The following is a 22,405-nucleotide window of genomic DNA, read 5'->3' as shown; positions in this document are numbered from 1 at the left end:
TCAATTTGCAACTTGAGACTTCAAGAAGAGAGATCCATGGAAGCTTTCACCGGAACAAAAGCACCCGCGCAAGCCATTGATGCCGAGGCACTCGGAGCATGGCTCGCCGCGCATGTGGCCGGCTTTGCCGGCCCCTTGAGCATTGAGCAGTTCAAGGGTGGGCAATCCAACCCCACTTACAAACTGAACACACCCAGCCAAGCCTATGTGATGCGCTCCAAACCAGCACCTGCGGCCAAGCTACTGCCTTCGGCTCATGCGATCGAACGCGAATTCACTGTGATGTCAGCCCTGGCAGGCAGCGACGTGCCGGTGCCGCGCATGCTGGCGCTGTGCGAAGACGAATCCGTCATCGGGCGCGCCTTTTACATCATGGAATTCATACCCGGCCGGGTACTCTGGGACCCGGCGTTGCCAGGCATGAGTGCTGCTGAGCGGGCGGCCATCTATGAAGAAATGAACCGCGTCATCGCGGCCCTGCACCGTGTCAATCCACAGGCGATTGGGCTGGCCGACTACGGCAAGCCCGGCAACTACTTTGAGCGGCAAATCGGCCGCTGGAGCAAGCAATATCTGGCTTCTGTCACCGAGCCCATTGAAGCCATGGATCGCTTGATGGCTTGGCTGCCGGCCAATATCCCCGCGTCAGCGCTGGACCCGGGCGAAGTGGCCATCGTGCATGGCGATTTCAGGTTAGACAATCTGGTCTTCCACCCCGAGCAAGCACGTGTGGTCGCCGTTCTAGACTGGGAATTGTCGACCTTGGGTCATCCCTTGGCTGACTTCAGCTACCACTGCATGACTTGGCACATTCACAGCTCGCCGGCTGCGCGTGGTCTGGCCGGGCTGGATTTTACGGCCCTTGGCATTCCTTCCGAAGCCGACTATTTGCGCCGTTACTGCGAGCGCTGTGGCCGCGCAGACATCTCCCAACTGACAGCGGACTGGAACTTCTATCTGGCCTACAACCTGTTCCGCATCGCCGCAATTTTGCAAGGCATTGCCAAGCGTGTCAGCACCGGCACGGCCTCCAGCGCCCAAGCCCAGGCCGCCGCGGCCGGTGCAAGACCCTTGGCTGAGCTTGCATGGACCTTCGCACAGCGACAAGCACTTCAAGCCTGAGCCGGATCCTCGTCTGGGCGCGAACTTTGCCAGGCAATCGAAGTCGTGGTTGGCCAGGGGCTGCGATCGGTGAGCCGCTCATTGACCCTGAGCAACTCCCGGCAGGCCAACTCCAGCAGTTTGACCAGGCCCTGAATTTGCGCCAGAGAGGGCTCAGCCATGGCCGTGCGCAAATAAGCATTGCCGCGCATCGTCATCAGCACAAAGGGCTGGCCCTCGGGCAGCAAGTCTTGGCTCGCTTGCGCCAAAACCTCACTCAATTCGCCCTCCAACCAAGCACCCACCAACTCCTTGTTGACGCCTACCGCACCAAATCGTTGACGCACCAGCTTGGAGCTGATTTGATTGAACTTAGGCAGCATCACCAACCAGCGCATTTCTTCCGGCGTGTCGGTGTCTACGCGGGTCTTCAGCGTATCCGTGTAGGCCTCGAACACCGCCGACTCCAGCTTATCCATCAAAGCACGGCACAGCACCATCATCTGCAGGTCGCCATGCAGGCGTAACTCGCAGCGAATGCGAAGTTCGTTGCCCTCGATATAGGCCCGCTGCGATGGTCCCCACTCGATGCGCAGGCTACCGGGCAAGGCCTTGGGCTGCTCAATCAAAAAACCTCGGCCATCCCTGGAGATACGAAATTGAGCGTTACGACCTTCGGCCCAGTCGTGAATGGGCCGCCAACGAGCTGCACTCGCTCGCACAACAAACCAGTGTTTTACTTGCTTAAAAAACATGAGCTAGGACAATGCGCTGAACGGTGAAGACGCAAATTGCATCTGCTTTGACCGGTGGAGAACAAAATGATCGAAGTGTATTCATGGCCTACGCCCAACGGCCACAAAGTTCACATCATGTTGGAAGAATGCGGTTTGCCCTATCGGGTGATCCCTGTGGACATAGGCAGCGGCGCCCAATTCGAGCATAAATTCCTCTCCATCAGTCCAAATAACAAGATTCCTGCCTTGATCGACCCCGCAGGGCCGGACAACAAAGCCCTATCGCTGTTCGAGTCCGGTGCCATTTTGCTGTACCTGGCCGGCAAGACGGGTCAATTCCTGCCCAAGGACACTGCGTCCAAGTACGAAGTCCTGCAATGGCTGATGTTCCAGATGGGTGGTGTCGGCCCCATGCTCGGGCAAGCACATCACTTTCGTATCTACGCACCTGAGAAAATCAAATACGCCATTGACAGGTACAGCAGTGAAGCACAGCGTCTTTACACCGTGATGAACACGCGCTTGGCGAGTTCCACCTATCTCGGCGGCCGCGAATACAGCATCGCCGACATTGCCGTCTTTCCTTGGTTGCGCTCGTGGAAAAACCAAGGCGTGGAGCTCAGCGACTACCCGCATCTGAAAGGTTGGTTTGACGAGATCGCCGCTCGGCCTGCCGTGCAGCGCGGTTTGGATGTTCTGTCGGAGAAGCGCAAATCACTCACCGACGACCGCGCGCGTGAAATCCTGTTCGGCGAAACGCAGTACCAGAAACATTGATAAGGCGGCGCTGATTTGTCGGCCTTTTTATGGAGCGACGATACCGCCCGGCATCAACTGCGAGATGGATTCGTCTGCCATCGCTTGACCCAACGCAGCGGGATTGAGCCTTTCCAGCACACGCCGTGTGAATTCGAAGTCACGCTCATTGGTATACAGCGGCTCACCAATGCGCAAGTCAGCCCCTGCCACTCGCGGACCTTTGGCCCCTAACACGGGATACAAGCGCAGCCGAGCTTTCAGGGTTTGCGTTTGTTCATCGCCGAACAAGGTGGTCTCAAGCACTTGGCTGCAGCCACGCACTGCGGCCTCGGCCAAAAGCAAACCCAGATTGCGCGGCAAGTCCGTCGCGGCAGACTTCAACACCATCGAGAAGCCGCGCCGACCGGCCAACTCAAGGCTTAGCAAGACCTGTTGATTGAATTGCAGATTGAGCCTGTCCCAGGCTTCGTTCTGATCATCCTGACCTGGCTCAAAATTTCGACCGTGGCCAAACACGATCAAGCAAGACGAATTTGCTTGAGGCTGAGGCTGAGCGGGCACCGCAGACACAGTCGCGATCAATGTCGCACAGACGCAAAGCGCAAGAAGTCGAGCACAGACTCGCATTGGCAACACTATGTGGCAAAGATGGGGCCCAATGGTCCGACCAGCAGGAATCGAACCTGCAACCGCCCGCTTAGAAGGCGGGTGCTCTATCCGGTTGAGCTATGGTCGGAAATGAACTGTTTGCAGCTCAATGGGGCCGCGATTGTGACATGAGCCGGCGCGCAAAGTGGCGCCGAGCTCATCCAAGGCCAAGAACAAAGCCTCAGTTCAGCAACACATTGACGATCGCATTGCCAATGCCCATCAGGGCTGCGCCCGAAATCAGACCGGCGCAAATAGGCTCACAGCCATCGACCCAAAGGCGGTAGCCGGGTGTGCCAGGGGCCTTGTGCTTGCGGCCCATGTACCAGAACAGCAAGGCGCCTAACCACATCGCAAAGACCGATTCCGGCGGCAGCACCACGCCCAAGCCGATCGAGACCGAGGAGAGTGGGAAGCGACCCTTGGTGACGATGCGCATGATCTCAATCGCCACCGCACTAACGAAGGCGACAAACATCGCCACCAAGGCCGACGCCGGAAGGCCCTGCACGCCTTTGGCGATCAACTCGGCCACGCCCTTCCACTGCAATGCGCCCGGCATTGCAAACTGCTCGGAGACCAAGGTCGCGGCCGACCTGACGCCGTTCGCGTCGGCCGGCAAGAACAGCAAGAAGTACAGCGGCACGCAGGCCATCACGCCGGCCAAGATGCCGATCACATGGCCGATCGCTTGATGACGGGGCTTGCCGCCCAACATATAGCCGGGCTTGATGTCCGACAGCAGGTTGGCGGCATTGGAGGCAATCTCGGACGTCATGCCGGCCGGCAACAGATTGCTGGCTGGGTTGCTGCGGTCGATTGCACCCATGGTGAACTGGGTGATCTTGGACAGCGCGCCGGTGGGCGTCCAAGAAGTCAGGGCCATCGCGTTGGTGCAAATGATGGTCAGCACAAAGATCAAGGGCAATGAGACCAGCGCCAAGAACATTGGCACGCCAAAGAACACATGGGTGACCCAGGCACCCAGGAAACCGAAGATAGGCACGCCGACATAGGAAATCCACAGCGGCACTTCAATGCCAGCCAGCACATCAGGCCCCTGCGCGGCGGCAACTGCCTTGTCCTTCTTCTTGAACATACTCATGAAGAGTTCAGGCTTGGCCAGCAAGCTGACGATGGAGCCAGTCACCATCATCGTCACACCCCACCAGAGTGACCATTGATTGACGATCTCGGCGCGAGAAATTGCCACCACCGCACCGGTGGGTGAAATACGCTGCACGATCTCGCCGGCGTTGATCATGATAGGTGCCAAGACCACGAAGTTGATGAAGGAGCCCAGCATGCAACTGCTGGCCACCGCGATACCCATCAAACCGCCGACACCCAACATCGCAGCGTCCAGCGTGAAACGAAGCCCCAGCATGCGGAAGTCGACGCCCATGATCTTGGGCATCCACAAGTCCATCTTGGCTGCGGCTTGGTAATAGTAGGTATCGAGTCGCTCATGCAGATGCCATGGCTCGGACATGCCGGCCCATTGGTCCACGCGCAGAATTTTGAACTGCAAGAGCTTCATCCAACCGTCGCTGACGATGGCCTGGTAGAGCGCCGTGCCGCCGGCAACCAAGCCCAGCAAGCGGGCCTTATAGACACCTTCAGCAGCGTCGCCGGTGTAAAGCGAATCAAGCACCACACCGCTGGCCCGGCCTTCCGGGAACGGCAACTGCTCCTCGTTGATGAAACGCCGCTTCATCGGGAAGGCCACCAAAACGCCGAGAACGGAGATCACCACCATCCAGATCATCATCTGCCACCAGGGGATGATGCGGCCGGTGATCAACATATAGGCGGCCAAGCTGGAATACAGAGGTGCGACTACATAGCCGGCCGCCGTGGCGATGGACTGGGTGCAGTTGTTCTCTAGAATCGTGTAATCCTCGGCCAGGCCTGCGGCATGCAGCGCCCGAAACAGCGCAAAGGACAGGATTACCGAAGTCAGCCCGACGCCAATGCCGATACCGGTTTTGCCGCCAATATAGAGCGAGGTCGCGGCCAGCACGGCCCCGAGCAGAAAGCCGGTCAAAGCCGCGCGCAGGGTCAGCTGCGGCATGCTGCCTCGGTAGACGTTTGTAAACCACCATTCGTCTTTTTGCGCCCGGGTCCAGGTGCGTATCTGCTCGTCGGTCAGTTGTTGAATAGCCATGAGGGAAGAGAAATGGTTGCGGGCGGGGTCTTGCCCAGAGCTGCGGATTTTGTCTGCACTGATTGCCCAGAGTAAGCCGAGGATACCCAGGGCCCAAGCAGGTCGAGAACGCGAAAAAAATTCGTTTCTGAAATGAAAAAACCCGCTGCAAGCGAAGCTCACAACGGGTTATTCAATATGTTTTTGGTCGGGGCGGTGGGATTCGAACTCACGACCCTCTGCTCCCAAAGCAGATGCGCTACCAGGCTGCGCTACGCCCCGACTGAGATTAAAAAACCTGCCGCAAAATAAACTGCGTCAGGTCTTTCAAACTTCTCAAACCTTGCACTTCAAATTTATTCTTGGTCGGGGCGGTGGGATTCGAACTCACGACCCTCTGCTCCCAAAGCAGATGCGCTACCAGGCTGCGCTACGCCCCGACTGAGATTAAAAAACCTGCCGCAAAATAAACTGCGTCAGGTCTTTCAAACTTCTCAAACCTTGCACTTCAAATTTATTCTTGGTCGGGGCGGTGGGATTCGAACTCACGACCCTCTGCTCCCAAAGCAGATGCGCTACCAGGCTGCGCTACGCCCCGACTAAGACGACTATTCTAGCCTGCTTTTTGAGAGCCGCGCAAGGTTTTTCTTGAAATCTAACAAAGAGCCGCAATTTGCTGACTCGGTGCACAGATTTGCTGTCCGCGCTTTAGCAATTTCAAAATCAAGCGTGAAAGGCCAGCAATCCGATTGCCTCACCGCTTTGTGCCAAAATCAAGTGGCACCTATACCAGCCACGAAAGTGCGACGTCGGCAACACAAACCGGCTAGCCCAAGGACAATTCATGAGCAGCGAACTGATCAAACATATTTCCGATGCATCTTTTGATGTCGACGTGATCCAAGCCGGCAAGCCCGTGCTGGTCGATTACTGGGCCGAATGGTGCGGCCCTTGCAAGGCCATCGCCCCGATCCTGGATGAAGTCTCCAAGGACTATGGCGACCGCCTTCAAGTCACCAAGATGAATGTCGACGAAAACCGCGACGTGCCCGCCAAGTTCGGCATTCGTGGCATTCCGACACTGATGCTTTTCAAAGACGGTCAGCTGGCTGCCACGAAAGTTGGCGCATTGTCCAAAGCTCAATTGACAGCCTTCCTCGACGCTAATCTATAATCCTGTTCAGCTTGTTGTTGTGAGCCGCAACTCAGCCGATTTTTCGACCCTCAGCGGCCCGCAACAGCAGCGAATTGCCAACATGCTCATGTCACCGAGGTGATTCTGAAGCGTGGACTCGGCGCCCAAGCTCCCGCATCCTTATCTGTTCAGCGACATCGCCTGCCACACCTGTGGCCACAGCGATCTCGTCACGCATCAGCGGTCGACTGGCTGTCGCAGTATCTGTCCCCGGTCCTTGGCAGGACCTTTGACGACCTACCGGGTTCTCACCCATGCATCTTTCCGAACTGAAAGCGCTTCACGTCTCCGAGCTCATCAAGATGGGCGAGGCGCTGGAGATCGACAACGTCGCCCGCATGCGCAAGCAGGAGTTGATGTTTGCGATCATGAAAAAGCGCGCAAAAGGCGGCGAACAAGTGTTCGGCGACGGCGTTTTGGAGGTCCTGCCGGACGGCTTCGGCTTTCTGCGCTCGATCGACGACAGCTATATGGCATCGACCGATGACATCTACCTGAGCCCAAGCCAGATCCGCCGCTTCAACCTCCACACCGGCGACATGATCGAAGGCGAAGTGCGCGTGCCCAAAGACGGCGAGCGCTACTTTGCCTTGGTCAAGGTCGACCGCGTCAATGAACTGACGCCCGAGGAGAGCAAGCACAAGATCATGTTCGAGAACTTGACGCCCCTGTTCCCCAGGGAGCAGTTCAAGCTTGAGCGCGATAACTTCAAGGGCGAAGAAAACGTCACCGGCCGCATCATTGACCTGATTGCCCCAATCGGCAAAGGTCAGCGCGCGCTGATCGTCGCCCAGCCCAAGACCGGCAAGACCGAGATGATGAAGAGCATCGCGCATGCGCTGGTGGCCAATCATCCCGAGTCCCATCTGATCGTGTTGCTGGTGGACGAGCGTCCGGAAGAAGTGACCGAAATGATCCGCACCGTGCGCGGTGAAGTGATCAGCTCCACCTTCGACGAGCCGGCCGCCCGCCATGTACAAGTGGCCGAGATGGTGATCGAGCGCGCCAAGCGTCTGGTCGAACTCAAAAAGGACGTGATCATCCTGCTGGACTCGATCACTCGACTGGCCCGCGCCTACAACAACGTCTTGCCGTCTTCCGGCAAGGTGTTGACGGGCGGCGTGGACGCCAACGCCTTGCAGCGCCCCAAGCGCTTCTTTGGCGCGGCCCGCAAGGTCGAAGAAGGCGGCTCGCTGACCATCATCGGCACGGCGCTGATTGACACCGGCAGCCGCATGGATGAGGTGATCTACGAAGAGTTCAAGGGCACCGGCAATTGCGAAATCCATCTGGATCGCCGCATGGCCGAAAAGCGCGTCTACCCTTCGATTCTGATCAACAAGTCCGGCACCCGCCGCGAAGAGCTGCTGCTCAAGCCAGAGATCTTGCAAAAGAGCTGGATCCTGCGCAAGCTGCTCTACAACATGGACGAGATCGAGGCGATGGAGTTCGTGCTCGACAAGATGAAATCCACCAAGAACAACTTGGACTTCTTCGACATGATGCGTCGAGGCGGTTAAGTCGCAAGTGGTTGGATTCAACGGTGCCCGCCAGCGGCACCACCCGAGCGCCTTGCTTGCTGAGGCGCTCAAATTCAGGCTATACTCCGCGTTTTGCCGCTGTCGAAAAGTGCGCCACATGGTGTGGTGAGGCTGTAGATACGTCAGCGCAACGAGAATTCGCATTAGAGCGAGAGGTTCATCATGAAAGACGGCATTCACCCTAACTACCGCGAAGTTTGCTTCGTGGATCAGTCCAACGGCTTCAAGTTCGTTACACGTTCAACCATGGGCAGCAAAGAGTCCATCAAGTTGGAAGATGGCCGCGAATTGCCGCTGATCAAGTTGGAAACCACCAGCGAAACTCACCCGTTCTACACGGGCACCCAAAAGAGCATTGACTCGCTGGGCGGCCGCGTTGAGAAGTTCCGCAACAAGTTCGCGGGCTTCGCCAAGAAGTAAGCCTTTCCAGGCTGAAGATGAAAGGCAGCTTAGGCTGCCTTTTTTTTCGCCTCTGATCTTGCGCTCCCGGGCCAGCTTGGATGCGAAAAGCCGCAGCGATGCGGCATGATGTCGCTCTGGACCAGAACCCACAAAAGCTGCGTGAATTTACCTACCCCTGCCGTTGTTGCCATGCGTGGCGCCCAGCGCCTGCCCAGATTTGCCCTGCTGCTGCTGTGCGCTGCCTACATCTTGCCGGGCCTGTTTGGCCGCGACCCTTGGCGACAAGCCGATCTCAGCTCCTTTGGCTTTATGGCCAGCATTGCCCAAGGACATGCGCCTTGGTGGCAGCCGGCCATTGGGGGCGTGCCCGCTGAAGGCGGCCCCCTGCCCTACTGGATAGGCGCGCTTGCGATCAAGGCCTTGCCATTCGCAGACGCAGCTTTTGCGGCTCGCCTGCCCTTCGCCATCATCTTGATGCTGACCTTGATGCTGGTTTGGTATAGCTGTTTTCATCTTGCTTGCACCGAAGCGGCTCAGCCAGTGGCCTTCGCCTTTGGCGGCGAGGCGCAGTCGGTTGACTATGCGCGCGCCTTGGCCGACGGTGCCCTACTCGCCTTGATGGCCACGCTGGGCCTGTTGCAACTCGGCCATGAGACCACACCGGAGCTGCTGCAATTACTGGCTTCGTCCCTATTTTTGTATGGACTGGCCGCCGCGCCGTTTCGCCCAGAGAAAGCGCGCTGGGCTGCACTGGTGTCGCTGCCGGTCTTGGCGGCCAGCGGCGCGCCGATCGTCGCCATGGTGTTGGCCGCTATCGGCGCCTGGCTGTGCAATCGCTCGCGCTATGCGCCTGCGCGTGCGCTGGTGAAATGGTTGCTGCTGGCGGGTTTGCTGGCCACCTTGAGCGCCTGGGAGTTCAATGCCTGGGCTTGGCGCATCAATACCGCCGCGCCCGCAGAGCTGAGTCTGCGCATGTTGAACCTGTTGGCCTGGTTCACATGGCCGGCTGGGCCGCTGGCGGCTTGGACGGTTTGGCGCTGGCGCAGCCATTGGCAGCGCCGGCATATTCTTTTGCCGCTGGTGTGCGCCATGACCCCCATCATCACCAGCGTCTTGATGGGCGGCTCGGACCGCGCGCTGCTCTTGGCACTTCCCGCCTTGGCTTTGCTGGCGGCCTTTGCCTTGCCGACATTGCAGCGGGGTTTCGCGGCGGCCATGGATTGGTTTTCGGTCTTCTTCTTCAGTGCCAGCGCCTTGTTCTTTTGGGTCTATTACAGCTCCATGCACTTGGGCTGGCCGGCCGTGCCGTTGGCCAATTTGCGCCGGCTTGCAACAGGATTCGAGCCCCGCTTCAATGCCTTGGCGCTCTTCTTTGCTGTGCTAGCCACGTTGGCCTGGTTGGCACTGGTGCGCTGGCGCACCGCCAGACATCAACATGCGCTCTGGAAGAGCCTGGTCTTGCCGGCCGGCGGCGTTGCCCTGGGCTGGCTATTGGCCATGACTTTGCTGTTACCGCCACTCGACTACGCACGCAGCAACCGCCCCTTGGTGGATCAGCTGCGCAAGGTTATTGCTGCGGACGTGGACTGTATCGCCACGCCCGAGCAAGGGCTCGCGACTTCGGCGGCATTGGAGTTTCAAGGGAATTGGCGGGTTGACGGCGCCCACTCACTGATGAACACCCGGTGCAGCTACGCGCTGCAGTCCAGCCAAGCCTCGATACCTGAAGCCTGGCGAAAGATTGCTTTCGTCCGGCGCCCAACGGACCGTGCAACTGGTTTTGCCGTTCTAGTGCGGCGTTAGTTAGAGCTGCGCGCCAATCAATGGGCCGGGGCGTTAGCTGCCTCCACCCCCAGCGCCGGCTCACCCACATGTCGCACGCGCACGGCCGGCCATGCGAGCCTGAACTTGGAGCCGCGCCCCGGCTCGCTTTCGATTTGCAACTCACCGCCATGCCGGTGCATCACGTGCTTGACGATGGACAAGCCTAAACCGGTGCCACCCGTTTCACGCGAACGGCTACCGTCGACCCGGTAGAAACGTTCGGTCAGTCGCGGCAGGTGTTCACGCGCGATACCCAAACCGGTATCACTGACGCAAAGCTCGCCCGAGCCGTCGCCAAGCTGGCGCCAGGACACCTCAATCTCGCCCCCGACCGGCGTGTAGCGCACGGCGTTATTGACTAAATTTGCCGCCGCGCTGAGCAACTCCGACTCCACACCGGCCAGCTCTATTTGAGTGTCGACTTGAATCTTCAAGTGATGGCGGTCATTGGACAGAGCCAGCGCGTCGGAACTGATTCGCGCCAGCAAGGCATCCAGACCGACCCAGCGATCTGCAGTCGGCCGCGGGCTGCCTTCCAACTGCGCCAAGGTCAGCAAGTCACTCACCAAACCCTGCATGCGGTCGGTCTGCTGCCCCATCAGCGTCAGTACACGCGTGCGTTCAGCCACCGTCAAGGGCAAAGACACCATGGTTTCAATGAAACCGGACAGTACGGTCAGGGGCGTTCGAATTTCATGCGAGACATTGGCGACGAAATCTCTGCGCATCGAATCCGAGCGCTCGCGTTCGGTGATGTCTTGCGACAGCACCAGCTTCATGCCATCACCATAACGCTTGACGATGACTGACAAGGTACTGAAGCCACGCACGTTATTGAGGATCAGCGGCGTTTCATAGCTTTCGGTATTGAGAAAGGAAACAAAGGCTGGGGATCGCAACAAATTGGTGACGCGCTGGCGTAAATCTCGCACCGGATCGAGCGAAAAATGATCGGCTGCGACGCGGTTGCACCAATGAATATGATCCTGCGCATCCAACATCAGGACGCCGTTGGGCGAGGCATCAATGGCCGACAAAAACTGCTGCAACTGTAGCCGCTCGGCTGCAATGACCTTGTCGCGCTCACGCACTGCCCGCTCGATCCGGTAGCCCAGTTCACCCCAAATGCCGCTGTCACGGGGGGCATCGTCAAGCTGCGAGCCGCGCAGCCATTTCAACAAACGATGGCCGCGCACCGCATCCAGAAACACCAATGCCGCGACGGCGCTCACGGCACTCAGCGCTTCGCCCAAAAAGGGCCAAGGCAGCAAATGCCCCATCCAATGACCGAACAACACTCCGGTAACCGCCACCAGAGCGGCCAAAACAAAACGAGGCACCAGCCAATTCACGCCAACTCCCAAAAAGACCCCGAGCTATCACCCTAGCCGGGGCCTGTACTCAGGCGGGCAAGGCCGCCGACTGTTGCGTCAAGCGATATCCAGCACCGCGAACTGTTTCAATCATGCGCGCGCATTGAACACGCTCCAGCGCCTCGCGCAAACGCTTCACATGCACGTCCACCGTGCGTTCTTCAATGAAGACATGGTCACCCCAGACCCGGTCCAGGAGCTGCGAGCGGCTATGCACTCGCTCGGGGTGCGTCATGAAGAAGTGCAGCAGGCGAAACTCCGTGGGGCCAAGTTTGACCTCAGCGCCATCGCGGCTGACCCGGCGGGTGCCCGGATCCAGATTCAAGCCGCCCACCTCGACCAAGGTATCCAAGGCCTCGGGCGCCTTGCGCCGCAGCACGGCGCGAATCCGCGCCAACAATTCATTGGTCGAAAACGGCTTGGTCAGATAGTCGTCTGCACCCGCATCCAAGCCGGAAACCTTGTCGGTCTCCTCAGCTCTTGCCGTCAGCATGATGATGGGCATTTCCTTGGTGCGAGCGGCGCCGCGCCATTGGCGTGCCAGGGCCAGACCCGACTGGCCGGGCAACATCCAGTCCAAAACCACCAGGTCAGGCAAGATGCGGTCCACTTCGTACTGCGCCTGGTCGGCGCTAGCGGCGATGGTGACTTCAAAGCCCGCATGGCGCAGATTGATGGAGATCAACTCGGCAATTGCCGACTCATCTTCCACCACTAGAACTCGGCTCATGTACTGCTCCTATCCGCTTTAGCGAACCATGGTCTCAACGGCTTCGGGCGTGTTGTGACGCACATCCGTACCCTTGACCACATAGATGATGACTTCGGCCAAATTCTTGGCATGATCACCGACCCGCTCGATCGCCTTGGCCACAAAGATCAGGTCGATCGATGAAGAGATGGTGCGCGGATCTTCCATCATGTAGGTGATCAGCTTGCGCATCAGGCCGTCGAATTCCTTGTCGATCTGGTCGTCCTGCTTGAGCACCTCGACCGCACGCTCGACATCCAGACGTGCAAACGCGTCAAGCGCCTTGCGCAAAAGCGCCGTCGCCAACTCGGCCTCAAAAGACAAGTCGCTCATGGGCAAACGCAGCCGACTTGACACGCCTGCGTTGATCAAGCGCTGCACCGTGCGAGCGATACGCGCGGCCTCATCCCCAACGCGCTCCAAATTGGCGATGGTCTTGGAGATGGCGATCAACAAACGCAGATCGCGTGCCGTGGGCTGGCGCCGGGCGATGATGCTGGACAGGTCGCGGTCGATCTCGACCTCCATCGCATTGACCTGTTCTTCTTGCTTGAGCACGCTGCTGGCGATGTCGCCGCTGAAGGTCGTCAGCGCCAGAACGGCTTGAGCAACCTGAGACTCTACCAAGCCTCCCATCTCCAGCACGCGCGTGGAAATGCCGCTCAACTCAGCGTCGAATTGCGTCGAAAGATGCTTTTCACCCATGATTTGATCCTGAATATTTCTGGTTTAACTACCGCATTGATGTTGAGCCACGATGCCAGCCCTTCCATCCGACTTATCAAACGGTGCGATCAGCCGAAGCGCCCGGTGATGTAGTCCTCGGTGTCTTTTCGCTTGGGCTTCATGAACAACTCGGCCGTCGGGCCAAACTCGATCAGGTCACCCAGATACATATAGGCCGTGTAGTCCGAGCAACGCGCCGCCTGCTGCATATTGTGCGTAACGATGGCAACCGTGTAGTCGTTCTTCAACTCATGGATCAGCTCTTCGATCTTGCCGGTGGAAATCGGGTCGAGCGCCGAGCAAGGCTCGTCGAGCAACAAAATCTCCGGCTTGATCGCTATGCCGCGGGCAATGCACAAGCGTTGCTGCTGGCCGCCGGACAGGCCGGAGCCGCTTTGGTTCAGCTTGTCTTTGACCTCGGCCCACAAGGCAGCTTTCTTCAGCGCCCACTCAACCCGCTCGTCCATCTCGACGCGCGGCAAGGTCTCGAACAAACGTACGCCAAAAGCGATGTTGTCGTAGATCGACATCGGGAACGGCGTGGGCTTTTGAAAGACCATGCCAATCTTGGCTCGGATCAGCGAAACGTCGTCTTTGCTGGTCAGTATGTCATTGCCGTCAAGCAAGATCTGACCCTCGGCGCGCTGCTCCGGGTAGAGCTCGAACATCCGGTTCAAGGTGCGAAGCAAGGTCGACTTGCCGCAGCCCGAGGGACCAATAAAGGCTGTCACCTTGTTCTCGGGAATGTCCAGATTGATGTTCTTCAGGGCAAGGAAATTGCCGTAGTAGAAGTTCAAGTTCCGAACCGAGAGCTTTGCCCGCTCGGTGACAGGCATATCAACTTTTGCGTCCATGGTGAACTCTGCTCTCTCTATCAGTGCTTATTCTTGAAAAGTACGCGGGCCGCAATATTCAGCGCCAACACACCCATCGTGATGATGAAAACGCCTGCCCAAGCCAGCTTCTGCCAGTTTTCATAGGGGCTCATGGCAAACTTGAAAATCGTCACCGGCAAGGTGGCCATCGGCTTGCTCAAATCGGTGGTCCAGAATTGATTGGACAGGGCCGTGAACAGCAAAGGAGCCGTCTCACCCGAGATGCGCGCCAGCGCGAGCAAGATACCCGTCAGCACGCCGGCGCGGGCCGACTTCAGTGTGACCGACATAATGACTTTCCACTTCGGTGTCCCCAAGGCGTACGCGGCCTCACGCAAAGCATTTGGAATCAGGCTCAACATGTTTTCGGTCGTGCGAATCACCACCGGAATGACAATCAAGGCCAAGGCCAAAATGCCCGCGTAGCCCGAGAAGGTCAGCATGCGCGTCACCACCAAACCGTAGATGAACAAACCCACCACGATCGAAGGGGCCGACAGCAAGATGTCGTTGATGAAACGCACGGTGCTGCCAAGCCAAGTCTTTTGGCCATACTCGGCCAGATAGATGCCGGCCATAACGCCAATTGGCGTGCCCAACAAAGTGGCCAAGCCCACCATCATCAGCGAACCAAAGATCGCATTCGCCAAGCCGCCGGTTTCCGCCATCGGGGGCGGGGTCATTTCGGTGAAGGTCGCCAGCTGCAAGCCACCAATGCCCAACACGACGGTTTCAAACAAAATCCACATCAGCCAAAACAGGCCAAATGCCATCGCACCCAAGGCCAGCGTCAAGGCGATCGCATTGACCCTCTTACGCTTGCCATGCATGGCCAAACGCTTGGCATGCTGCTGGCTGGCGACACTCGCCAGATTGCTTGCAGGAACGTTCATGAACGTGCCCCTTCATTCTTCTTCAGTTGCGACAACAGAACTTTGGAACAGGCCAACACGACAAAGGTGATGAAGAACAGCACCAATCCCAAATAGATCAAGGAGGCCTGGTGCAAGCCTTCGCCCGCTTCGGCAAACTCATTCGCCAGCGCCGAGGTGATGCTGTTGGCTGCCTCGAACAAGGACAGTGAGTTGAGCTGATTCATATTGCCGATCACAAAGGTCACTGCCATGGTTTCACCCAAAGCACGCCCCAGACCCAGCATGATGCCGCCCATCACACCGGTCTTGGTGTAGGGCAAAACAACATTGCGGACCACCTCCCAAGTCGTGGCACCCAGCCCGTAGGCTGACTCTTTCAACATCGGCGGCGTGACCTCAAAGACATCGCGCATCACCGAAGCGATGAATGGAATGATCATGATGGCCAGAATAATGCCGGCCGACAAAATACCGATGCCTACCGGCGGCCCCGACACCAATCCACCGAAAAAGGGCACGCCAGTCAACAGCGTTTGCAGCGGCTGTTGCACGTAGGTTGCCAGAATCGGCCCAAACACCATCAAGCCCCACATACCGTAAACGATGGACGGCACGGCGGCCAACAATTCAACCGCCACACCCAAAGGGCGCTTGAGCCAGCTGGGTGACAGCTCGGTCAGGAACAAAGCGATACCAAAGCTGACGGGTACGGCGATCAGCAAAGCGATGAAGGAAGTCATCAAGGTGCCGTAAATCATCACCAGGCCGCCGAACTTCTCTTGCACTGGATCCCATTCGGTGGTCCACAGAAAGCCCAAGCCGAACTGCTTGATGGCAGGCGCCGCCCCGACGATCAAGGACAGAATGATGCCCACCAGCAAAGCCAGCGTCAGCCAAGCGGCGCCATGTGCGAGCAAAGAAAAAACCGTATCCGCCCAAGGCGCGACCCTGCGGCGAGCCGGTGGCAGACCCTTGGGTTGGACCAAGTCTGCCGGCCTGCCGGTTTCAAAGTTATTGTTGGCTGGAAGTATTGCGGCCACGGGGCCTCCGCATGGTCTGCGTTAAAAAAAAGCCTCGCCTGATTCAACAACAGCCCGGTCACTCACAAGCTGACGGGCTGCTGCATCAGGTCAAGTCAAACTTACTTGTAGGAGATGGCCTTACCAGCGGCATCCTTGACATTGGCGGCCCAGTGTTTACGCACCAGCTCCTTGACGTTGTCCGGCAGCGGCACATAGTCCAAATCATCGGCCATCTTGTCACCGTTGCTGTAAACCCAGTCGAAGAACTTCAATGCGGCGGAAGCATTGGCAGCCTTGTCCTGCGTCTTGTACATCAGGATATAAGTTGGGTTGGTGATGGGCCAAGTATCCTTGCCGGCCTGTTCGGTCGTGACTTGATAGAAAGTCTTGTTCCAATCAGCGCTGGCTGCAGCCGCCTTGAACGCGGCATCATTAGGCCGCACGAAAACGCCGTCCTTGTTCTTCATCAAGGTGTAGGTCATCTTGTTTTGCAGCACATACGAGTACTCGACATAACCGATCGAGTTAGGCAGACGCTGCACAAATGCGGCCACACCTTCGTTACCCTTGCCGCCCGCACCGGTTGGCCAGTTCACGGCGGTGCCATCACCAACCTTGGACTTCCACTCCTCGTTCACCTTGGACAGATAGTTGGTGAACACGAAAGTCGTGCCCGAACCATCGGCGCGACGCACCACCGAAATCGCTGCATCGGGCAGCGGAACACCCGGATTGAGTGCGACCAAGGCAGGGTCATTCCACTTGGCGATCTTGCCCAGATAAATGTCACCCAAGACTTGACCCGTCAGGCGCAACTGGCCCGGTGCGATACCCTTGATATTGACCACAGGCACCACGCCGCCGATGACGGTTGGAAACTGAATCATGCCGTCTTTGGCCAGATCTTCATCCTTCAAAGGCATGTCGGAGGCACCAAAATCAACCGTCTTTGCCTTGATTTGCTTGATGCCAGCGCCCGAGCCCACCGACTGGTAATTGATCCGCACGCCGGTCGCCTTGTTATAGGCATCTGCCCACTTGGCATACAAAGGAGCTGGGAACGTAGCACCTGCACCCGTCACGTCCTGCGCATGCAGCAAGGGCAAAACAGCCATGCCAACGGCAAAGAACAATCCATTGCGAATCTGTGTGAATTTCATGAGTGGCCTTGTCAGATGAGGGCTTGTTTAACAACGGACGTCATCGTATGACTTGAATATGACATTGTTGTGACCGAGTGCTACTGTAATTCGACCCAGGGCCGAATGGACTACCTTGATTTCGGGTGACATACAAAATTCATTGGACTGTCACATTCGGTCTCTAAGCTTGGAAGCTGTACTCCTTCATACAGAACTCCCATGACCATCACCGCCTTCCGTTCCTTCGCCCTGTCCAGCGTCGCTGCTATGACCCTGCTGCTGAGTGCCTGCGCCACCGCGCCAGTGCCTGCCACTTTGGCCGACACCATCGCCGCCAACCCGCAACTGAGCACATTCAACCGTTTGGTTGAACAAGCCGAGCTGAAGTCGACCCTGCAAGCCGCTGGCCCTGTGACCGTGTTTGCGCCGAACGATGAAGCCTTCAAGGCCGTGCCAGCAAAGACCTTGGAAGCCTTGGGCAAAGACAAGGAGCAATTGAAATGGGTATTGAGCTTCCACATCTTGCCGGCGCAAGTAAACGCGGCCGACGTCAAGAATGGCAATGTCAAGACATTGCAAGGTGCTGACTTGGCCGTGGGCCGTGCCGGTGACTTCGTGACAGTTGAGGACGGCATGGTCCAGCAAGCCGACATCAAGGCCAGCAACGGCGTGCTGCACATCGTTGACCGCGTCCTGATGCCGCCGAAGAAGAAATAAGCCAGCAGGTCCGGCTCCAAATAGAGCAAAGCCCCTGCAGCATTCGGCTGCAGGGGCTTTTTGTGTTGTTCGATGCTTTTGTCGCAGCATCGGCGGCAACATCAATCGCAGTTAGGCAACTCCGGTTTACCGGCCGACTTCATGCACTGTTTATAGCCGGCCGGCAAATTCGCCAACTGGCGCGACTGCCCAGTGGCCAGCTTGAACTGATCAAACACCTGGTGTGTGCAGGTCGTGGTGGACTTACCGGCCTCGGCCTCGACCGATTCACAGCGGCTGGTGAAGAGGACGTAGTTGCACTCGCCACTCGGACTGGCCACACATTCGATCTTGGCTGAACCCGGGCTCTTGACGGTGGCGCTGTCACCGTCTTTGGTGGTGGTGATATGAATAGCACAGCCGCTCAAAAATGCAGCCGAGGCCATAGCGGCAAAGATCGTCACGCGGGCAAGGTTGAAGCGCTGGGTCATGGTCGTCCTGTCATTGATGCGGCCCGAATGGACCACTTGGGCGCATGCTATTGAAGCCTGCGTGCAGCGACAAAGCGTTTACGACGAAGCGCATAAAAAGGCCGCCCAACGGCATTTGCCGAGGGGCGGCCCGGTTCAGCGCAGTTTGGCTGCGCTGAACAGCAATGGCTTTGGGGGTCAGGCTTTGCTGCGGCGCAGCGCCAGGGCCAGGAAGCCCAGCCCCAGGGCCATCAAACCATAGGTTTGCGGCTCGGGTACGGCGGCGGTGTTCAACACGAAAGCCAGGTTGTCGGCATAGCCGTCGTTGTCGCTAGAGTTCAGACGCTCCATCGTCAGATCAAACTTGATCGAGCTGGTACCTGCAGGCACAAAGCCGGTGACTTGACGGTACAACAGGCCAGTCTGATTGCCTCGATCGGCCGGTGTGACGGGCCCCAGGGTCACCATGCTGATGTCCGCGCTGGCGGCATCGATGAAAGTCACCAAGAGTTGTGCGTTGTCGCCCTGGCTGGTCCAGCCGCCCAGATAGCCATTGAGGTCAAAGCTTGTTGTGCCGGCAGCAAAAGACGCCGTCAAGCTGCTGACATCGATGGCTTGAAAGCCGGCCGAAAAGGCCGAGCTGGCACCGGCAAACATCTTGGCGCCACGATTGACCGGACCGGGCTGGGTCGGCAAGACCCAGTTGCTGCCGTAGGAAACCGACTGGAACAGATCAGTTCCGGCATAAACGGTCCAGCCAGAGACGCCGCTCTCGGCATCGCCATTGACAATCAGATTGCTGCCCAAATCGGCGGCCTGCGCAGCCAAGCTGGCAACAGCCAATGCTGCGGCGGCGCATGTACGAAGCAAAGTAGTGGTCTTCATGGTGATTCCCTTTATGAACAATTGAAAGAGTGGATGAATTACTGAGGCTCAGGCCGGCAGACGGTACTGATTCAACTGAGCGGCGCCTTGCATGGCCGGATCGCTGATCGAGGGCTCGCCCGTTTCCAGATGGCCGGCAAAGCGGCGACTGAAGTCGCTTTGCCCCGTCACACGCACGCTGAAGTCATACCAATAGGCGCTGTCTTTCAGCGGCAGGCGCAGGCTGGTGCTGGCGTGCGCAGCCAATTTGATGGTTTGCGGCGCCACTTCGTAATACTTGTTGGCGAGCAGTTGCATGCTGCAGGCAAAGCTGCCGGTGTTGCTCAACTCGATCAACAAATCGCCGTTGACGCCGTCCAGCGTCACGCGCACCTCGGGGTTAGGCTGAGCAGCGGCGGCCACGCGGCGAGCGTTGCCGGTGAAGTGGCGATGAAAGCCATTCGGGCCCAAGACCCACAAGTCGTAGGCGCCCGTTGCAGCCGGGGTCCAAGTGCCTTGCAACTGCTTGCCGGCCTCAACCGTGTAGCGGCGCGGCAGCGCGGCCAGATTGAGTCGGTCATAGACATGGAACACCGCAGCGGCCGCCCCCGTGTTGTCGAACTGCAGTTCAACACGCGTGGAGCCGACTCGGCCCGGATTGACCTTGATCGCAGCCGTCGTGTGCAACTCATAGGGCAATGCGCGCGCTGGACGCGGACCGCCCAATTGCTCCGGTGCGCTCAGGCTCGCGGGCGTAGGCGGCGTAGTCGTGCCGGGCAAGGCACGGGCACGTGTGGCCAGGGCCAGCGTCTTCGGCAGCGCGGCGAAGAACGCACTGTCGTTGGGGTCACGGAAATTGAAGGCCGACAACATATCGCCGCAAACCGCACGGCGCCAGGCGCTGATATTGGGCTCCATCACGCCGAAACGCTTCTCGATGAACTGGATCACCGAGGTATGGTCGGCCACTTCCGAGTTCACCCAGCCGCCCTTGCTCCAAGGCGAGATCACATACATGGGTACGCGTGGGCCGAGACCATAAGGCTTGTGCTGGTGCGTAGCCGGCGTGCCGTTGAGGATGTGGTGGTACTCACCGCTGGTATCGGCGGTAGAGGCTCCGGCCAACTCGGCCTTGGCCGGGTCGGCGTCCCAAGCGACATAGCTGGGCGCAGCTGGCGGCGGCATGTGGTCGAAGAAGCCGTCGTTCTCGTCAAAATTGATGAACAAGACCGTCTTGCTCCAGACCTCTGGATTGGAGGTGAGCGCGTCCAAGACTTTGGCCGTGTAGTCGGCACCCTGAGCGGGGCTGGATGGACCGGGATGCTCCGAACCCTCGGCCGTTGCGACGATCCAGCTGACTTGCGGCAGCTTGTCGGCCAATACGTCCTCGCGCAACTTGTCGAGGTCACGGGTATTGATGCCGCGTGCGGCCAGCTCGGCCGAATAGCCGGGACGCTTGTAGAAAGCATCGCGGAAAGGCCGGAAGCCGAACAGCGCGTTGTCGGTGAAGTTATCGCCCAGGTTCTGGTAGACCTGCCAGCTGATGCCGGCGGACTGCAGCCGCTCCGGATAGGTGGTCCAGGTGTAGTCGTCCAGCGGGTTCTCGTTGAACCACTCGTGGCTGTTATCGGTCGACGGGCCGTTGCCCAGGCGCAAGCCGTCGTTGGTACCCGTCCAAATGAACAACCGGTTGGTGTTGGTCCCGGTCTGGCTGGCGCAGTGGTAGTGATCGCAAATTGTGAAGGCGTTGGCCATCGCAAACTGGAAGGGCAGATCACTCTCCTTGAAATGGCCCATCGAATGGTTTTGCTTGGCCTTGGGCCAAGCGTTCATGCGGCCTTGATCCCAAGCGGCTTGCGCATCGGCCCAGGAATGCGGCGTCCCCGACACGCGCATGAAAGCGAAATTCTGCTCGGTGTTCAGGTGGAACGGCGCGATCGCCAAGGGGCCAGTAGCCGGCCGGCCAGGCACCGCCGCTACGGCATTGGGTTGCACCCAGATATTGCGGCCGGTGATGCCGGTTTTGTCGGCCACCGGCGCCGGGAAGGGGTCGGCGAATCCGCGCACGCCGTTCAGCGTGCCAAAGTAATGGTCAAACGAGCGGTTTTCCTGCGTCAGGACAACGATGTGCTCGACGTCTTGGATAGTACCGGTGCGGTTATTGGCTTGAATGGCCAGCGCGCGCTGGATAGCCGGCGGAAAAGTCGCCAAGGCGGCTGAGGCGCCGGCGGCGGAGGCCACGGTGCGCAAAAAGTTGCGGCGATCTTGTTGAGTCATCTTGGAATACTCGCGAAATGGGGATGGAGGCTCAAAGAGCTTGTCTGCGGCGCGCCGTGAGGCCGACGGCCAACAGGCCGGCCAGCAGCAGCGCATAGCTTTGGGGTTCGGGCACGGCCTGCGTGAAGGCGAAATCGTCCATCACGAATTCGCCGTGATTGGCGCTCTTGACCCGCACCATATCGACCAGGCCGGCATAGCCGCTGGCTAGAAAGCCGGGCGTCGCCGAAGGGTCAAGTGTTGCGGAGCTGTGGACCTTTTGGCCGCCCAGATAGAGCTCAAAACTGAGCACAGCGCCGCCCAGTCCAGCGAAATAGGCCCCGTCGAAGATGCTCGTTTGGCCGAAGCGGATGGTGCTGCTCGCGTCATCGGCCAAGAAGCCCGTTGCGACGCGACCGGCGCCCGAATGCGCGGTGTAGGGCGCTGCCGGCGTCGCGAAAGCGGTCCAACTCGCGGCCGACCAATCCAGCCCGCCGTAGCTGCCGGGCACGATGCCATCTGGCAGGTCATCGAAATTCAGCACCGTCGCCATTGCCGCTGGCAGCGCCGCTGCCGTCAACACGCCAGCGGTCAAAGCAGCGCGCAGAAAAACCAAATATTTCCTCATTAAAATCCTCCTTGTTGTGGATTCGATTCAATTTACTGAGGAAATATGCAAGTTTGATGTTGACCCATGAGCCGAACGGCGTGCCTTCGGGGGTCAATCGCAGTGCGAGCGAGACACTCGGGCCTGTAAATCCCTTGCTCAAGGGGCTCGACAAGGTCCCAAACAGAGCGCCACTCTCGTGCGCATAGCGCCCCATACTTGACCCATGCCCCGACCTTTCGGCGCACCGGCCACAGCTGCCTCACTGGCGCAGGCGAGGGCTCCTGTGGTTGCCAGCGGGTCCGACCATTGAATGTCGTGCTGACAGCCAGCGCTGACGCAGGGCCGGGATCAGGCGCAGGGCTTGCCATAGGGCTTGCCGGATGTTGGAATTA

21 protein-coding genes and 4 tRNA genes are annotated in these 22,405 nt (G+C 58.6%); 7 read left to right on the top strand and 18 right to left on the bottom strand.

The genetic code is table 11. The features are described from left to right. The first annotated feature begins 36 nt into the window (after nucleotides 1-36). Nucleotides 37-1,122 carry a phosphotransferase family protein gene (locus LNV09_RS15010; RefSeq protein WP_263557884.1) on the top strand — a complete coding sequence of 362 codons (1,086 nt, stop codon included), beginning with the start codon at nucleotides 37-39 and terminating at the stop codon, nucleotides 1,120-1,122. Here LNV09_RS15010 and LNV09_RS15005 read toward each other — a convergent pair. Beyond that, nucleotides 1,113-1,730, bottom strand: coding sequence for a hypothetical protein (locus LNV09_RS15005; RefSeq protein ID WP_263557883.1), 618 nt, complete (start codon nucleotides 1,728-1,730; stop codon nucleotides 1,113-1,115). The two genes, LNV09_RS15010 and LNV09_RS15005, sit on opposite strands and share 10 nt — an antisense overlap. A 192-nt stretch (nucleotides 1,731-1,922) precedes the next feature. On the opposite strand from LNV09_RS15005, the gene LNV09_RS15000 reads away from it, so the two are divergent. Continuing rightward, nucleotides 1,923-2,615, top strand: a complete 693-nt coding sequence (locus LNV09_RS15000; protein ID WP_263558126.1) for a glutathione binding-like protein — start codon at nucleotides 1,923-1,925, stop codon at nucleotides 2,613-2,615. Between the two features lie 27 nt (nucleotides 2,616-2,642). Here LNV09_RS15000 and LNV09_RS14995 read toward each other — a convergent pair whose 3' ends face one another. From LNV09_RS14995 to LNV09_RS14970, 6 genes are all read right to left on the bottom strand, one after another. Further along, the gene (locus LNV09_RS14995; protein WP_263557882.1) at nucleotides 2,643-3,167 is read right to left on the bottom strand and encodes a hypothetical protein; all 525 of its coding nucleotides are present in this window, start codon (nucleotides 3,165-3,167) and stop codon (nucleotides 2,643-2,645) included. A gap of 89 nt (nucleotides 3,168-3,256) precedes the next feature. After that, nucleotides 3,257-3,333: transfer RNA gene (locus tag LNV09_RS14990), tRNA-Arg, on the bottom strand. Between the two features lie 93 nt (nucleotides 3,334-3,426). After that, nucleotides 3,427-5,412: an OPT family oligopeptide transporter gene (locus tag LNV09_RS14985; protein WP_263557881.1), complete on the bottom strand. Its 1,986-nt coding sequence runs from the start codon at nucleotides 5,410-5,412 to the stop codon at nucleotides 3,427-3,429. 184 nt (nucleotides 5,413-5,596) lie between these two features. Then, a tRNA-Pro gene (locus LNV09_RS14980) sits at nucleotides 5,597-5,673 on the bottom strand. 81 nt (nucleotides 5,674-5,754) lie between these two features. After that, a tRNA-Pro gene (locus LNV09_RS14975) sits at nucleotides 5,755-5,831 on the bottom strand. Between the two features lie 81 nt (nucleotides 5,832-5,912). Next, nucleotides 5,913-5,989, bottom strand: a tRNA-Pro gene (locus LNV09_RS14970). A gap of 246 nt (nucleotides 5,990-6,235) precedes the next feature. On the opposite strand from LNV09_RS14970, the gene trxA reads away from it, so the two are divergent. The 4 genes from trxA (at nucleotide 6,236) to LNV09_RS14950 (ending at nucleotide 10,332) form a co-directional block, all read left to right on the top strand. Next, nucleotides 6,236-6,565 carry a thioredoxin TrxA gene (trxA, locus tag LNV09_RS14965; protein WP_263557880.1) on the top strand — a complete coding sequence of 110 codons (330 nt, stop codon included), beginning with the start codon at nucleotides 6,236-6,238 and terminating at the stop codon, nucleotides 6,563-6,565. A gap of 275 nt (nucleotides 6,566-6,840) precedes the next feature. Next, a complete protein-coding gene (rho, locus tag LNV09_RS14960; protein WP_263535371.1) occupies nucleotides 6,841-8,106 on the top strand; it encodes a transcription termination factor Rho in 1,266 nt (421 codons plus the stop codon). A gap of 183 nt (nucleotides 8,107-8,289) precedes the next feature. Next, nucleotides 8,290-8,547, top strand: a complete 258-nt coding sequence (locus tag LNV09_RS14955) for a type B 50S ribosomal protein L31 (protein WP_263557879.1) — start codon at nucleotides 8,290-8,292, stop codon at nucleotides 8,545-8,547. 141 nt (nucleotides 8,548-8,688) lie between these two features. Next, nucleotides 8,689-10,332 carry a hypothetical protein gene (locus LNV09_RS14950; protein ID WP_263557878.1) on the top strand — a complete coding sequence of 548 codons (1,644 nt, stop codon included), beginning with the start codon at nucleotides 8,689-8,691 and terminating at the stop codon, nucleotides 10,330-10,332. Between the two features lie 17 nt (nucleotides 10,333-10,349). On the opposite strand, the gene phoR is transcribed toward LNV09_RS14950, so the two are convergent. From phoR to pstS, 7 genes are all read right to left on the bottom strand, one after another. Beyond that, the gene (gene phoR / locus LNV09_RS14945) at nucleotides 10,350-11,705 is read right to left on the bottom strand and encodes a phosphate regulon sensor histidine kinase PhoR (protein WP_263557877.1); all 1,356 of its coding nucleotides are present in this window, start codon (nucleotides 11,703-11,705) and stop codon (nucleotides 10,350-10,352) included. A 49-nt stretch (nucleotides 11,706-11,754) separates the two neighbouring features. Then, nucleotides 11,755-12,456, bottom strand: a complete 702-nt coding sequence (phoB, locus tag LNV09_RS14940; RefSeq protein ID WP_263557876.1) for a phosphate regulon transcriptional regulator PhoB — start codon at nucleotides 12,454-12,456, stop codon at nucleotides 11,755-11,757. Nucleotides 12,457-12,474: 18 nt separating this feature from the next. After that, nucleotides 12,475-13,182 (bottom strand): phosphate signaling complex protein PhoU, encoded by a 708-nt coding sequence (gene phoU / locus LNV09_RS14935; protein WP_263557875.1) that lies wholly within the window; start codon nucleotides 13,180-13,182, stop codon nucleotides 12,475-12,477. 89 nt (nucleotides 13,183-13,271) lie between these two features. After that, nucleotides 13,272-14,057 (bottom strand): phosphate ABC transporter ATP-binding protein PstB, encoded by a 786-nt coding sequence (gene pstB, locus LNV09_RS14930; protein WP_263557874.1) that lies wholly within the window; start codon nucleotides 14,055-14,057, stop codon nucleotides 13,272-13,274. A gap of 20 nt (nucleotides 14,058-14,077) precedes the next feature. Then, nucleotides 14,078-14,971, bottom strand: coding sequence for a phosphate ABC transporter permease PstA (gene pstA, locus LNV09_RS14925; protein ID WP_263557873.1), 894 nt, complete (start codon nucleotides 14,969-14,971; stop codon nucleotides 14,078-14,080). Beyond that, on the bottom strand, nucleotides 14,968-15,939 hold the full coding sequence (gene pstC / locus LNV09_RS14920; protein WP_263558125.1) for a phosphate ABC transporter permease PstC: 972 nt from the start codon (nucleotides 15,937-15,939) through the stop codon (nucleotides 14,968-14,970). The genes pstA and pstC overlap by 4 nt, the downstream gene beginning before the upstream one ends. Nucleotides 15,940-16,094: 155 nt before the next feature. Next, nucleotides 16,095-17,135, bottom strand: coding sequence for a phosphate ABC transporter substrate-binding protein PstS (gene pstS, locus LNV09_RS14915; RefSeq protein ID WP_263557872.1), 1,041 nt, complete (start codon nucleotides 17,133-17,135; stop codon nucleotides 16,095-16,097). 201 nt (nucleotides 17,136-17,336) lie between these two features. Here pstS and LNV09_RS14910 point away from each other — a divergent pair, with 201 nt between their 5' ends. Further along, complete coding sequence (locus LNV09_RS14910; RefSeq protein WP_263557871.1) at nucleotides 17,337-17,834, top strand: fasciclin domain-containing protein; 498 nt, start codon at nucleotides 17,337-17,339, stop codon at nucleotides 17,832-17,834. Nucleotides 17,835-17,935: 101 nt separating this feature from the next. On the opposite strand, the gene LNV09_RS14905 is transcribed toward LNV09_RS14910, so the two are convergent. The 4 genes from LNV09_RS14905 to LNV09_RS14890 all read right to left on the bottom strand — a co-directional run bounded on the left by LNV09_RS14905 (nucleotide 17,936) and on the right by LNV09_RS14890 (nucleotide 22,031). Further along, nucleotides 17,936-18,304: a hypothetical protein gene (locus tag LNV09_RS14905; RefSeq protein WP_263557870.1), complete on the bottom strand. Its 369-nt coding sequence runs from the start codon at nucleotides 18,302-18,304 to the stop codon at nucleotides 17,936-17,938. 177 nt (nucleotides 18,305-18,481) lie between these two features. After that, nucleotides 18,482-19,168 carry a PEP-CTERM sorting domain-containing protein gene (locus tag LNV09_RS14900; RefSeq protein WP_263557869.1) on the bottom strand — a complete coding sequence of 229 codons (687 nt, stop codon included), beginning with the start codon at nucleotides 19,166-19,168 and terminating at the stop codon, nucleotides 18,482-18,484. A 48-nt stretch (nucleotides 19,169-19,216) separates the two neighbouring features. Continuing rightward, nucleotides 19,217-21,424 carry a phosphocholine-specific phospholipase C gene (locus LNV09_RS14895; RefSeq protein ID WP_263557868.1) on the bottom strand — a complete coding sequence of 736 codons (2,208 nt, stop codon included), beginning with the start codon at nucleotides 21,422-21,424 and terminating at the stop codon, nucleotides 19,217-19,219. 31 nt (nucleotides 21,425-21,455) lie between these two features. Continuing rightward, the gene (locus LNV09_RS14890; RefSeq protein WP_263557867.1) at nucleotides 21,456-22,031 is read right to left on the bottom strand and encodes a PEP-CTERM sorting domain-containing protein; all 576 of its coding nucleotides are present in this window, start codon (nucleotides 22,029-22,031) and stop codon (nucleotides 21,456-21,458) included. Nucleotides 22,032-22,405 lie beyond the last annotated feature (374 nt).

The organism is Paucibacter sp. B2R-40 (assembly GCF_025717555.1).
Taxonomy (GTDB): Bacteria; Pseudomonadota; Gammaproteobacteria; order Burkholderiales; family Burkholderiaceae_C; genus Paucibacter_A.
The sequence above is the reverse complement of the archived record's forward strand: the minus strand, read 5'-3'. Positions and strand labels throughout refer to the sequence as shown.